Annotated in this window: 15 protein-coding genes and 1 pseudogene; 6 read left to right on the forward strand and 10 right to left on the reverse strand. The window is 40.1% G+C overall.

Annotated features, from left to right (window positions below; translation table 11 throughout):
* Positions 1 to 129 precede the first annotated feature (129 nt).
* Both RMY64_RS15475 and RMY64_RS15480 read right to left on the reverse strand, forming a co-directional pair.
* A complete protein-coding gene (locus RMY64_RS15475) occupies positions 130 to 558 on the reverse strand; it encodes a type II toxin-antitoxin system VapC family toxin (RefSeq protein WP_322700530.1) in 429 nt (142 codons plus the stop codon).
* Positions 549 to 785 (reverse strand): hypothetical protein, encoded by a 237-nt coding sequence (locus RMY64_RS15480; RefSeq protein ID WP_322700531.1) that lies wholly within the window; start codon positions 783 to 785, stop codon positions 549 to 551. Before RMY64_RS15480 ends, RMY64_RS15475 begins: the two co-directional genes overlap by 10 nt.
* Before the next feature lie 283 nt (positions 786 to 1,068).
* On the opposite strand from RMY64_RS15480, the pseudogene RMY64_RS15485 reads away from it, so the two are divergent.
* A pseudogene (locus RMY64_RS15485) lies at positions 1,069 to 1,638 on the forward strand (Uma2 family endonuclease).
* A gap of 67 nt (positions 1,639 to 1,705) precedes the next feature.
* Here the strand turns inward: RMY64_RS15485 and RMY64_RS15490 are convergent.
* Positions 1,706 to 2,110 (reverse strand): Fur family transcriptional regulator, encoded by a 405-nt coding sequence (locus tag RMY64_RS15490; RefSeq protein ID WP_322671886.1) that lies wholly within the window; start codon positions 2,108 to 2,110, stop codon positions 1,706 to 1,708.
* 145 nt (positions 2,111 to 2,255) lie between these two features.
* Here RMY64_RS15490 and purS point away from each other — a divergent pair, with 145 nt between their 5' ends.
* The 4 genes from purS (at position 2,256) to RMY64_RS15510 (ending at position 4,701) form a co-directional block, all read left to right on the forward strand.
* On the forward strand, positions 2,256 to 2,534 hold the full coding sequence (gene purS, locus RMY64_RS15495) for a phosphoribosylformylglycinamidine synthase subunit PurS (RefSeq protein ID WP_292747447.1): 279 nt from the start codon (positions 2,256 to 2,258) through the stop codon (positions 2,532 to 2,534).
* Positions 2,535 to 2,632: 98 nt separating this feature from the next.
* Positions 2,633 to 3,307, forward strand: a complete 675-nt coding sequence (gene purQ / locus RMY64_RS15500) for a phosphoribosylformylglycinamidine synthase subunit PurQ (protein WP_322671887.1) — start codon at positions 2,633 to 2,635, stop codon at positions 3,305 to 3,307.
* A 189-nt stretch (positions 3,308 to 3,496) separates the two neighbouring features.
* Complete coding sequence (locus RMY64_RS15505) at positions 3,497 to 4,021, forward strand: DUF937 domain-containing protein (protein WP_322671888.1); 525 nt, start codon at positions 3,497 to 3,499, stop codon at positions 4,019 to 4,021.
* Between the two features lie 125 nt (positions 4,022 to 4,146).
* Positions 4,147 to 4,701: a pyridoxamine 5'-phosphate oxidase family protein gene (locus tag RMY64_RS15510; RefSeq protein ID WP_322671889.1), complete on the forward strand. Its 555-nt coding sequence runs from the start codon at positions 4,147 to 4,149 to the stop codon at positions 4,699 to 4,701.
* 41 nt (positions 4,702 to 4,742) lie between these two features.
* On the opposite strand, the gene cls is transcribed toward RMY64_RS15510, so the two are convergent.
* The 5 genes from cls to RMY64_RS15535 form a co-directional block, all read right to left on the reverse strand.
* A complete protein-coding gene (gene cls / locus RMY64_RS15515) occupies positions 4,743 to 6,182 on the reverse strand; it encodes a cardiolipin synthase (RefSeq protein WP_322671890.1) in 1,440 nt (479 codons plus the stop codon).
* 1 nt (position 6,183) lies between these two features.
* Positions 6,184 to 7,029, reverse strand: a complete 846-nt coding sequence (locus tag RMY64_RS15520; RefSeq protein WP_322685508.1) for an endonuclease/exonuclease/phosphatase family protein — start codon at positions 7,027 to 7,029, stop codon at positions 6,184 to 6,186.
* A 343-nt stretch (positions 7,030 to 7,372) separates the two neighbouring features.
* On the reverse strand, positions 7,373 to 7,876 hold the full coding sequence (locus RMY64_RS15525; protein ID WP_322700532.1) for a GNAT family N-acetyltransferase: 504 nt from the start codon (positions 7,874 to 7,876) through the stop codon (positions 7,373 to 7,375).
* Entirely contained in the window at positions 7,866 to 8,522 is a 657-nt protein-coding gene (locus tag RMY64_RS15530) for a glutathione S-transferase family protein (RefSeq protein WP_322700533.1), read from the reverse strand. Before RMY64_RS15530 ends, RMY64_RS15525 begins: the two co-directional genes overlap by 11 nt.
* Positions 8,523 to 8,526: 4 nt before the next feature.
* Positions 8,527 to 8,811, reverse strand: coding sequence for a hypothetical protein (locus tag RMY64_RS15535; protein WP_322700534.1), 285 nt, complete (start codon positions 8,809 to 8,811; stop codon positions 8,527 to 8,529).
* Between the two features lie 414 nt (positions 8,812 to 9,225).
* Between RMY64_RS15535 and RMY64_RS15540 the strand changes: the two genes are divergently transcribed.
* Positions 9,226 to 10,119, forward strand: coding sequence for a LysR family transcriptional regulator (locus tag RMY64_RS15540; protein ID WP_322700535.1), 894 nt, complete (start codon positions 9,226 to 9,228; stop codon positions 10,117 to 10,119).
* Between the two features lie 56 nt (positions 10,120 to 10,175).
* Here RMY64_RS15540 and RMY64_RS15545 read toward each other — a convergent pair whose 3' ends face one another.
* Entirely contained in the window at positions 10,176 to 10,817 is a 642-nt protein-coding gene (locus tag RMY64_RS15545; RefSeq protein ID WP_322700536.1) for a transaldolase family protein, read from the reverse strand.
* Positions 10,818 to 10,958: 141 nt separating this feature from the next.
* A complete protein-coding gene (gene rbsK, locus RMY64_RS15550) occupies positions 10,959 to 11,894 on the reverse strand; it encodes a ribokinase (RefSeq protein ID WP_322671897.1) in 936 nt (311 codons plus the stop codon).
* Between the last annotated feature and the right edge of the window lie 9 nt (positions 11,895 to 11,903).

The raw sequence follows: 11,903 nt of genomic DNA on the forward strand, positions 1-11,903 counted from the left end.
TTAATATAATTGTGAGAAATGGGGAATAAGTTTTTGGCTATACCTGACAGCAAATTCACACGATGTCTACGATGGGCTGTTCGGTATCGCGCTTGTGTAGGAAATGTGGCAGATGACGACTTAGTTGATTTACCGCAGTAACAAAACCTCAACTCCTAAAACTTCAGCACTTGTTCCTAAAGCTTCATCAGCCGTTACCAATCGGATATTATTTTGAAAAGCGATCGCCAAATGTAGAGCATCCAGTGTACGCAACGATGTATCAAATCGACTAATCCACTCACGGGCTAAATTATAGTGAACTGTTTCCATCGCGATTTGAGTATAAAATTCACTTTCCAAATCTGCTTGGAACCTCGCTACAATAGCTGTTGCATCCTGCTGAGATATTTCTCGCATTCTGACTCGACGCGATAGCGCAGAAACCAGTTCAACCTCAACCAATTGACTCAAACCAACTTCAGTTTCATTGATAAGTAACTGTTCAACTACATCGCTTAAAGCTTCTGTCCAATATAAAGGAGCAATAATGCTTGTATCTAAATAAATCAACGACATTCCTCTGTACGCGCATTTATGACGGTTGCACTCAAAGACTCACCCTCAATCGCCAGGGAATCTCGAAATTGTTTCATATTTGCTAACCGTTGTTCCTTTTGTAGCAGAGGAACTAAACGAGCTACAGCTTTATCTTGCTCCAGCAAAATTACTTCTTCTCCCCTAGCTACCCGTTCCAAGAGAAATTTTAAATTGATAGCTGCTTCTTCAATGCTAATTCTCAACACTTCATTACTCCTGTTGTTAAGCTTAAATATTAAATAAAATTTCCTGTTTACATTATTGTAATTGGATTTAGCCACTTTATATCTTATTTAGTAATATCTAAAAAATAGATACAATGAAAGATAGTGAACGCATTTTAGGTTCACCTCATACTTCATCTAAACTATTTGATAAAATTACAATGACTAGTAAGAAGAATCTAATGTCTACTACAGGCTACGCCTACGCAACGCTTGTCCCATACTTTTCAGGATGAAATAATCAAGCTTTGATGCTTTGTAAATTATGACATTATCTATTCAGCCAACCACAGCAATAAGTGTAGAAGAGTTCTTAAAACTACCGGAGACAAAACCAGCAAGCGAGTATTTTAACGGGCAAATATACCAAAAGCCTATGCCACAAGGAGAACACAGTACTTTACAAATTGAATTAGCTTCTGCCATAAATCAAGTTGCAAAACTACAAAAATTAGCTTATGCCTTTCCTGAATTACGCTGTACATTTGAAGGTCGTTCAATAGTACCAGATATTGCTGTGTTTGAATGGCAAAAAATTTCCCTTGATGCAAAAGGTAGAGTTACAAATAAATTTGAGATTCCCCCTGATTGGATAATCGAAATTCTTTCACCAGAACAATCGCCTAACCGAGCGATCCGCAAAATTACATTTTCTATTCAAAATGGAGCGAAGCTAGGTTGGTTACTCGATTCTGCTGATGAGTCAATCATGATTTTTGAACCTAATAAATTACCATAATTAAAAGAACAGCAAGATATCTTACCAGTTTTGAGTGTTTTGGAAAACTGGCAATTAACAGTTGCAGATGTATTTAGTTGGTTGAGTTTTATTTGAATAAAACATTTATTACAGCAGAAATCAGAAATAAAACACGCTTTATCCGTCTCATAAATTGGTATAACTATTGACTAATCCCAGTACTTTGATTCACCTGGCATTGACTGCACAACCCAAAAAACTCTAGGGTGTGGTAAAAAACTTTAAATTTATGGCTTGATTCTAACTGGTTTTCTAAGTCATGAACTGGACATTGATTAATCGCAATTGAGACACCACATTGCAAGCAGGTAAGGTGGTGTTTATCTTGTTGTGCTAGGCTATAGAGGGCTTCACCATTAGCCAAATTCCGCACTTGTACTATACCTTCTAGTTTTAAGGCTTCTAGAGAACGGTAAACTGTTGCTAAACCCATACTCTGATTTGTATTACGTAGTTCTACGTAAATATCTTGGGCGGAAATGCCTTTTTTGATATTTTTCAGGAGGTTGAAAATACGCTCTTGACTGCGGGTGCGTATAGCTCTCATAGACAATTATTTAAGTATGCCACTGTAGTTTGAAGCTGTTAGATGAGCTAATCGATCGATTAACTTTAACCGCTTCGTAATCTTATTTTCACTCAGTTGGAACAGAAAGTTATAGTATAGCGATCGCAGCATTCAGCAAAAGCCCGTGCAAACCAAGTATCTAGCCAAAATTTTCGTGACCCTTCGTCCTTCAGTTTTAGACCCCGCTGGTGTGGCAGTACAATCCGGTCTTAAGCAACTGGGATACGATAACGTTGACCAGGTGCGGATTGGCAAGTACATTGAACTCACCATCACCTCAACTGAAGAGAAGAAAGCCCGTCAAGACCTTGATACCATTTGTGACCAAATGCTATCAAATCCGGTAATTGAAAATTACCGCTTTGAATTAATTGAGGTTGAAACTCAAACTGGAGTATTTTAGGGACTAGGGACTGGGGACTGGGAACTGGGGACTAGGAAAAAGTTTTCCAATACCCAATGCCCCATGCCCCATGCCCAATGACAAATGACAAATGACAAATGACTAAATTCGGTGTTGTTGTTTTTCCCGGTTCTAATTGCGATCGCGATGTTGCTTATGTAATCAGAGATTTACTGGGGCAACCAACGCGCATGGTTTGGCATCAAGAAACAGATATTGCTGATTTGGATGTTGTGATTATTCCTGGTGGCTTTAGTTACGGGGATTATCTCCGCTGTGGTGCGATCGCGCGTTTTTCACCTGTGATGCAGCAGGTTGTAGAACACGCCCAAAAGGGTAAGTTTGTCCTCGGTATTTGCAACGGCTTTCAGGTATTAACTGAAGCTGGCCTTTTGCCAGGGGTGTTAACCAGAAATCGGGATTTACATTTTATTTGCGATCGCGTCCCCTTGAAAGTTGAGCGTACTAATCTATGGACGCAAGCTTATACAACTGGTGAAGTTATCACTTTGCCCATTGCCCACGGAGAGGGGCGATTCTACGCTGATGCAGCCACTCTTGCAGAAATTGAAAATAACGGGCAAGTCATATTTCGCTATGAAGGCGAAAATCCCAACGGTTCACTGAACAACATCGCCGGGATTTGCGATCGTCGGGGTAATGTGTTGGGAATGATGCCGCACCCAGAAAGGGCATCAGACGCAATGCTAGGGGGTAGTGACGGCTTGAGGTTGTTTCAAGGCTTACTAGAGAAAGTAGCGGCATTAGCGTAAAGCAAATATCGGGCGATCGGTTGAGCGTTTTGCGATCGCTCGATCGACTTTTCATCCTTAAGCTAGTAGTTGTTAAAATTTAGAGGCAAGCGTGTTCTAATCTTTTATTAGACTTACAAAAGTCTGTGTACACAAAAAACTTTAAGCCAGTTTTGGCAAGTTTTTGAGAACAAAGAGAGAAGCAAACTTATGGGACTTTTCGATCAAATTCTTGGTGCCGTCGCTAATCCCAATCAACAGGGCAGCTTAGGTGAAATAGGAAGCATTGTTAATACTGTACAGCAGTTGAGCGATCGCACAGGCGCAAATCCTTCTACCATCCAATCAGTTTTGTCAATTGTAGGTGGTCAAGTACGTTCTGCTTTACAAGACAAACAAGCTACAGATGGTAATGAAGCCACACAAAATTTAGTCAGTCAATATGCTGGTACTTCTGCCAACCCCCAAGCCGTCAATTCCTTGTTTTCTCCTCAGATCCAACAGCAAGTAGCTGAAGTTGCTGCCCAGCGCACTGGGTTGGATGCTGGTATCGTTCAACAATTGCTACCTTTGGCAGTACCTCTGGTGCTAAAGTTTTTGCAATCAGGTGCTAATGCTCAAAATCCCCAAGCTGGCGGCAATCCTGTCCTAAATTCCTTTTTGGATGCTGATGGTGATGGTGATGTCGATATCGCTGATGCCATCCAAATGGCTAGTCGATATATGAGACAGTAAGAGTTTTCTCCCAACTCCCCATTCCTTTGGGATAAACCAGACATCGGTAATTATACCTTGCTAGATTTTTAGCTAAGACATAGGCTGAGAAAACGATCAATTTGTAAATATAAATCAGACAGTCTATGTCTAAATTATTTGACTGTATTACTGAAGAACTGCAAAACTTTATTGCTGCCCAACACCTTTTCTTTGTCGGCTCTGCACCTTTGAGTCCTACGGGTCATGTTAACCTGTCTCCTAAAGGTCAGGACTGTTTTCGTATCTTGTCTCCCAACCGAGTATGTTATGTAGACCTCACAGGTAGTGGTAACGAAACATCAGCCCATTTGCAAGAAAATGGGCGGATAACCTTCATGTTTTGTGCCTTTCAAGAACCTGCGTGTATCTTGCGTCTTTACGGTCAAGGAACCACCATTTTACCGAGTTCTCCAGAGTGGGACTCGTTGTATTCTCTATTTTTGCCGATACCAGGAACTCGTCAAATTATCGTCGCTGACATTGAAAAAATCCAGACTTCCTGTGGTTTTGGCGTACCACTCTATGAATATCAAGGTCAGCGACAGACTCTAGTAAACTGGGCTACTAAAAAAGGCGAAGAAGGAGTTAGAGAATATCAACAGAAGAAAAATCTTGTCAGCCTTGACGGTTTAGCAACACCACTGAGTAAATTACTCTAACTTTGCCTGATGGATTATTCTATTAATCCATATATTAGCGATTAAAGTAAAGGAGTCAGCAATCGAGAGACTCTCACAGCTAACTTGAACCAAAAAGGTTTTTTATCGTACTCATTAAGATCGACAGCAACACAGACAGCTAAATCATCCTCTAACATCTTTTTCACACTTTGGACAAACCGAGGCTCGGTAACAAAACCCATAACTTCAAAGTTGAGGGAAAAAGAGCGATTATCTAAGTTAACGGTTCCTACCCCTGCTAAATTCTCATCAATGACTATAATTTTCTGGTGCATAAACCCATTTTTGTAACGATACAACTTGATACCGATTTTTTCCATTTCGGTGTAGTAAGAGAAGGAACATAAATAAACAAATAAATGATCGGGTCGATTTGGTAAGAGAATTCGCACATCCACACCTCGCATTGCTGCCAGTTTTAAAGCTGACAATGTTGCCTCATCCGGCACAAAGTATGGACTAGCAATCCAGAGATGAGTTTGAGCTTGATTAATTAATTCGACGAAAAAAAGCTTACAAGCTGGGAAATGATCTGCGGGGCCTGTAGGAAGTATGAATACAGTTTGATTATCCTGATTAATTTTTACCTGCCAGTTAACTTCGATAAGTTTTCGAGTTGCCCAATACCAATCTCGCACAAAAGAGCTTTGTAGGCATTGTACAGTTGGGCCTTCGAGCATCATGTGGGTGTCGCGCCAGGGACTCAAGCGAGGATTTTTTCCTAAATATTCGTCACCAATATTCAGTCCACCTACAAATGCTATTTCTCCATCCACCACCAGAATTTTCCGATGATTGCGAAAATTAAATTGGAACCGATTACCCTGACCTTTAGTAGTGTTAAATGCACTCACTGCAATTCCATGCTGTTGTAGAGATTGGATATAAGGGCGAGATAATTTCTTAGAACCAATTTCATCGTAGAGAAAATAGATGCTTATTCCTTGCTTGGCTTTAGCAATTAACGCTTCTTTAAACTCATTACCTGATTGGTCATCGTTAACAGTATAGAATTGGAATAAAATATAATTTTTCGCCGATGCAATCTTTTTCAGCATTGCTTCATAGGTTTGCTGACCATCAATTAGTAATTCGGCAGCATTGCCTGATGTGAAAGAAATTTCTGTAAAAGCCTCCGCTAATGGTTGCAACTCGGCTAGATTATCTGGTGGCGCAACCTGAAATTTAATTAGTTCGCTATAAGTCGAACGAACAAGCTGGTAGTGTTGTGCATAGACTGAGCGCAGTGTTTCAGCATATCCATGAAATTTAGTTCTTCCTAAAATCCAATACAATGGAATCGCTAGCCAGGGAAAGGTAATTAGAGAAATGCTCCAGGCGATTGCCCCTTGAGAAGAACGCACATTCATCACTGCATGGGCTGCATGTGCAACTCCCACGCAATGAACAACAACTGTAGCTGTGCTAAAAATCGCTAGAACACCAGCATCTACAAGCATCTTAATTTTTTTGAGTATTGGTATAAGTAAATTCTGCCAGCAATGGCTTATGATCGGATGAACAAATTTGGTCTAGCACTTTAGGACTGGCTTTCTTCACACTGATATCTCGATAAAAGATATGGTCTAAAGGAGGTGATAACAAAAAGCGTTTAATTTTCTCCTTCTCATCAGGTGCGAAAATTACAGGCGTTAATCCTAATTGAGTGGTTACTTGATTGAGAATAACTGCTCTTTTTCGACTCCAAGTATTGAAATCTCCTGAAAATATTAGTGGCCCCCGATGTGTAGATAAGGCTTGCTCTAATTCATTTAGTTGGATTTTAAATTTATTTATATCTACAAAATTGATCAGATGAGTATTAATTGTCAGCAGAGTTATGCTTTGCTCAGGTAGCAGATACTCAGTTATTAAAGAAATTTTAGGAGTTTTAACAATCGGTTCATAATGTTTAGTAGCTATAACTTTTTTGGTAATTGGGCTGATTGTCGAGGCTGTAAATATTCCTGAATAAGTTTGGTGATGAATATCTACGAAGTTAGGAGCAAAACTCCAATTCATTTTCAACCATTTTCCCCATTCATTTGCCTCTAACTTTAGAGAAAACTCTTGTAGAAATATAAGGTTTGGTTGATAAGTTGCAATAATTTTGGAAAAATCTTCTACCCAAGCATTATTATAGTTTTGTTTAGCAATATTCCAACTGAGAACTTTAATTGATTGACTATTAATTTCTGTTTGAATTGAATGATTTTTGTCAATTGTGAGTTCTTGTAAACGAAAAAATCTATAACCCGGAACCAATTTCGTAACTAGAGTGTTTACGTGTTCTTGAATATTAGGCATTACTAATATTAAAATGGATTTATTCTAGCTTAACGCTGACTTTTCACGGCATCTGGAAAACCTCTCTCTAAATCTCTCTCCTTTTAGGAGAGAGACTTTGAATTTTCCCCCTTCCCGCGACGAGTTGGGGGTTAGGGGGTTAGGTTTTTGGTGGACTTTTCCACATAACGTGAAAAGTCAGAGCTTAACGCTATTAAACAGTCGTTAGAGAAGAATAGCACGTTTGTAAAGCTACAATCTATGCTCCATAAGCACTAGAGCTTGAACAATGTCAGGATGGATCGGGCGATTTCCCTGGATAGACCTTAAAGCTTACCAGAGTGGCTTAAGAGAGCGATCGCAACTATAACATCTGACCGTCTAAGCGGCATAATTTTACTTTATTAATGATCTTTGCACCTATTTTTTCATAAAAATTGATTCCACGCTCGTTAGACACAGCTACAGTCCAATCGATTCTGCCACAACTTTTTTCTTTGGCAATCTGGCGCAAGTGTAGCATGAGTGCTTGACCAACTCGGTGGCTTCGATATTCAGCTTTGACATATAAATCATCCAGCCAAATTCCAGGTTTTGCTAAAAAAGTTGAATAGATAAAGTGATAAGTTGCCAACCCAATAGTATCGCCATCAACCTCAGCCAAAAGAACAAAAGCAAGAGGCGCTTCTCCAAATAAATCAATTTCTAGCTTTTGAGGAGTTGCTTCTATAGATTCAGGACAACCATCAAATTCAGCTTTCAAATGAATCAATTCCATAATGGCAGGAATATCTTTTTTATTTGCATATCGAATTAAAATATTCCTACCCTTTTTATTCTCGCCATCTAATATTTTCCTAAAATTCATATTGAGGAATAACTTCTGTCTCATTCTTTGCTGCATTTATCCACTCTTGCATTGCTAGAAGTTCTAAAACTGACTCCACATAATTTCTAGAAACAGTATCTAACTGCACATTATATGTGATAAAACGCAGAACAACTGGAGCAAAGAAAGCATCGGCAATCGTAAAATTGCCAAATAAAAAATTGCCACCAGCCCCAAACTTTTGGCGTGATTCTTGCCAGATACTAATAATACGGTCAATGTCTTGTTGTACGCCGGGTTCTAAACCTTTACCAGGATATTTAGTACGGCAGTTCATCGGCATATTCTGACGCAAGTTTTGAAATCCTGAGTGCATTTCTGCACTGATAGAACGAGCTAATGCTCTTGCAGCCTTATCCTCTGGCCACCATTGCAGGGTTGGAAAAGTTTCAGCTAAATATTCACAAATAGCGAGAGAATCCCACACTGTTTGTTTTTCGTGCAATAACACAGGTACTTTTCCTGATGACGAATATTGCCGAATTTTCGATGAAAAATCTGGGTTGTTGTAGAGAGGAATCCGAATCTCATTGAATTCCAAACCAAATTGCTTCATCGCTAACCAAGGACGAAGCGACCAAGATGAATAATTTTTATTGCCGATTACCAAAGTAAATTGTGTCATATTTTTAATACCGATAAAGTTGTTCAATCCACATAGACACATCAGTTTCCGAACCTGAAGAGAAAGATTTTCCGGTTACAGGGTCGTAAGCTTGCCAATAGATATTACCGTGGCGGTCAACCTTTTGCCAAACTTGTAATTCATTACGATCGGCTAGGAGTTTTTTGACAAAATTCTCCCAAATCAGATGCAGAGATTTCCAGAAGTTTGAGTTGGTTTTTTTCTGGAATGACGGATTACAATTTATTTTTATATCTTCTGTTTGTAAACACCTAATGTTATTGTTCATAAAATTATTCTTGAAAGTTGCTTAGTAAATAAAACAGTAACAACATCTCAGTTAGGAATCAAATCATGGCTTGCATAGGTTCTATAAATTCCATTTATAGATATGAGAAATTATTAAGGGATTACCAAGAAATAAATTATCCGCTCTTGTGGGGTGGACATCTTGTCCGCCCTATGAACTGGGCGGGCGAGACGCCCACCCCACAATAAAAGTTATATATTTTTTTATTTGGAAGTCCCTAATATAGGACTCATATTTGATTGCGTGAAAAAAACTCAGTACAGCTTTATTCCTTCTTCCCAGTCCCCAGTCCCTAGTCCCTACGATTAATTCAGAAATCAAATCAGATTGCTATACAACCTTTTTGCCACAATAAAGTCAGGATGTGTATACCCTTGTTCTCATCAATTGCCTATGAAACTCTCCCAACTCCGAGCCATAGTTGCAGTAGCAGATCGTGGTAACTTTAGTGAAGCAGCCTTAGAATTGCAGCTTTCCCAACCTGCAATTAGTCATGCGATCGCCACGCTAGAAGAAGAATTAGGTGTGCCATTATTTGCGAGAGGTCGTCACGGTGCTGTGCTGACACCTGCTGGAGAGCGCATTTTGTATCATGCGCGTCAAGCAATGCAGCATCTAGAGATGATGCAACACGAAGCAAACTTGCATAAAGGTTTACACGGTGGCCATGTGCGAATTGCGGCTTTTCGGAGCGTCGCTACTCATCTATTACCAAAAGCGATCGCTCAATTTCACAATCAATTCCCAGAAATTGCTGTCACAATCATAGAGTGTGCTGCTTTTACGGATGTAGAACAGTGTTTGCATGATGGACGTGCCGATATTGGTATTACTTGTCTCCCAACTGGTGAAGAATTTGAAACCTGGGAAATTTTTCGGGATGAGTATGTAGCTTTACTACCACCAGATAGCAAAATTAGCAGTCCGAAAATTACTTGGGAAGACATAGCAGCCTATCCGCCGGTTTTGCTTCCTTGTACACCTTGTGGACGCATTCTTCACAACCACCTGAAGACTTTCGCAATTCCAATTCATACTGCTACCGACATTCAAGAAGATTCCACAGTCGTTAGTATGGTGAATCAAGGACTGAGAGCAGCTATTATGCCTCGTTTAGCAGCTGTACCCATTCCGCCAAAGGTGCAAGTATACAGTTTACCTGCACCGCTTGAAAGAGTAATTGCAACTGCAACTTTATCTAATGCTCTGCAAATACCTGCGGTATTCACCTTTTTGGAGATGTTGAGTAAATTTGATTTTTATAGTTTAGCTAAATTCACTTATTGAACGCATACAAATTACGAATTACGAATTACGAACTTGTACTGAGCGTAGCCGAAGTACTACGAATTACTTAAACCGATGCCTCCTTTAGCGAATTCTTCAACAGTTTTTTGTGAGAATTCATGAGTTGCGATCGCCTGCAACATTGCCAATGGTAAAGTTAAATGATGTGCCCCGGCTTGCAATGATGCGGCTGCTTCTTCAGGAGATTTGATACTAGCTGCCAAGATTTCCGTATCACTACCTTTGAGTACGCTAGCCATATCCCGCACTAAAGCAATACCATCACCTAACAATCGGGTAGCTCGATTTACATAAGCTATGGCAATTTTAGCTCCTGCTTCTTGTGCGACTGCTGCCTGTGCTGCACTATAAATCGCTGTCACCGAACAGGTAATCTCTGGTGATAGACTCGCCACTACTTCAAACCCTAACGGTGTTGCGGGAATTTTTAAAATTGTTTGCGAACCAATAATCTCGAAAGCCTTTCTACCTTCAGCTAGCATCCCAGCTTTATCAGATGCCATAAGTTGATAGTATAACGGCCCATTTGTCAAGGCAACCAGTTTTTTGAGTGTGGTTTCTGGTGGAGTATCGCTTTGAGATAACAACGTGGGATTTGTGGTGATACCTTTTACCCATCCCCAAAGTTTAACAACTTCAGCTTCCGATGCGATCGCGGAGTCTAGATATAGTGCCATACTTAATTCCTCCCTTTTCCTACCTGCATTTCTCCTGCTATACACCCTACATCGTTCAGAAGCTTTGCACTGATATTTCTGCCAATCCCTATCAGATAAGCATTTTACCTGTTTATTCTATACTTTTTTAAATACCTACCCTTAAAAACTACTACCCATTCCCTTTTCCTTAAGAAATGCATCAAATGTCAACCTACCCGGTAGCGAAGTTTGTGCGCCTGGTTTTGTCGCTGTCAAAGCACCTGCTGCTGCACCCCAAACAACTGCTTGATGTAAGGAAAGTCCTTCAAAAAGTGCCGCTGCTAAACCACCATTAAAAGCATCGCCTGCGGCTACTGTGTCAACTGCATGAACTGAAAACGCAGGTACAAAAAACTTTTCTTCAGCAGTGGCACAAAAAACACCTTTAGCACCCAGTTTGACGATCGCACATTTCACACCCCGTTGCAATAAAACCGCAGCTGCTTTAGCGGCTTGTTCCTCACCATTCACAGGAAAACCTACCAATTGCGCTGCTTCAACTTCATTCGGTGTAATAATGTCTACCAATGGATACAATTCATCTGGTAAATTAGATTGTGCGGGTGCGGGGTCAAAAATCACTTTTATGTTTGCACCTTTTGCGGCTTTAGCAGCAGCAATCACGGCAGTAATCGGAATTTCTAGTTGTAAAAGTAGTGCTGTAGCTGCTGGTAATAAGTGGAATAATCGCTCTACATCTTCTTGATTGACACGCCCATTTGCACCTGGAATGACGACAATTTGATTTTCACCAGTCTGACTCACGGTGATAATAGCGACTCCAGAACTAACAGTTTCATCCACAAAAATGTTATCAGTCTGCACACCAGATGTTTGCAAATTGTTAACAAGTTCCTTACCGAAATCATCTGCACCTACACGCCCCACAATCTGGGTAGGAATGCCCAATTTTGCTAATGCTACGGCTTGATTGGCTCCTTTCCCTCCCGAAACTTTAAAAAAGTCTTCTCCTAGTAACGTTTCTCCTGCAACTGGCAACCGGGGTGTTGTTGCTACCAAGTCTATGTTGATGCTGCCGAAAACGATAATACTCATGATGCTGAT

The organism is Nostoc sp. DedQUE08, from assembly GCF_034530895.1.
GTDB lineage: Bacteria > Cyanobacteriota > Cyanobacteriia > Cyanobacteriales > Nostocaceae > Nostoc.

Excerpts from the sequence above, each read along its gene's own strand:
- RMY64_RS15475 (WP_322700530.1), bottom strand. The coding sequence starts at position 558 with ATGTCGTTGATTTATTTAGATACAAGCATTATTGCTCCTTTATATTGG.
- RMY64_RS15490 (WP_322671886.1), bottom strand. The coding sequence starts at position 2,110 with ATGAGAGCTATACGCACCCGCAGTCAAGAGCGTATTTTCAACCTCCTG.
- purQ (WP_322671887.1), top strand. The coding sequence starts at position 2,633 with ATGACTAAATTCGGTGTTGTTGTTTTTCCCGGTTCTAATTGCGATCGC.
- RMY64_RS15505 (WP_322671888.1), top strand. The coding sequence starts at position 3,497 with ATGGGACTTTTCGATCAAATTCTTGGTGCCGTCGCTAATCCCAATCAA.
- RMY64_RS15510 (WP_322671889.1), top strand. The coding sequence starts at position 4,147 with ATGTCTAAATTATTTGACTGTATTACTGAAGAACTGCAAAACTTTATT.
- cls (WP_322671890.1), bottom strand. The coding sequence starts at position 6,182 with ATGCTTGTAGATGCTGGTGTTCTAGCGATTTTTAGCACAGCTACAGTT.
- RMY64_RS15520 (WP_322685508.1), bottom strand. The coding sequence starts at position 7,029 with ATGCCTAATATTCAAGAACACGTAAACACTCTAGTTACGAAATTGGTT.
- RMY64_RS15525 (WP_322700532.1), bottom strand. The coding sequence starts at position 7,876 with ATGAATTTTAGGAAAATATTAGATGGCGAGAATAAAAAGGGTAGGAAT.
- RMY64_RS15530 (WP_322700533.1), bottom strand. The coding sequence starts at position 8,522 with ATGACACAATTTACTTTGGTAATCGGCAATAAAAATTATTCATCTTGG.
- RMY64_RS15535 (WP_322700534.1), bottom strand. The coding sequence starts at position 8,811 with ATGAACAATAACATTAGGTGTTTACAAACAGAAGATATAAAAATAAAT.
- RMY64_RS15540 (WP_322700535.1), top strand. The coding sequence starts at position 9,226 with ATGAAACTCTCCCAACTCCGAGCCATAGTTGCAGTAGCAGATCGTGGT.
- RMY64_RS15545 (WP_322700536.1), bottom strand. The coding sequence starts at position 10,817 with ATGGCACTATATCTAGACTCCGCGATCGCATCGGAAGCTGAAGTTGTT.
- rbsK (WP_322671897.1), bottom strand. The coding sequence starts at position 11,894 with ATGAGTATTATCGTTTTCGGCAGCATCAACATAGACTTGGTAGCAACA.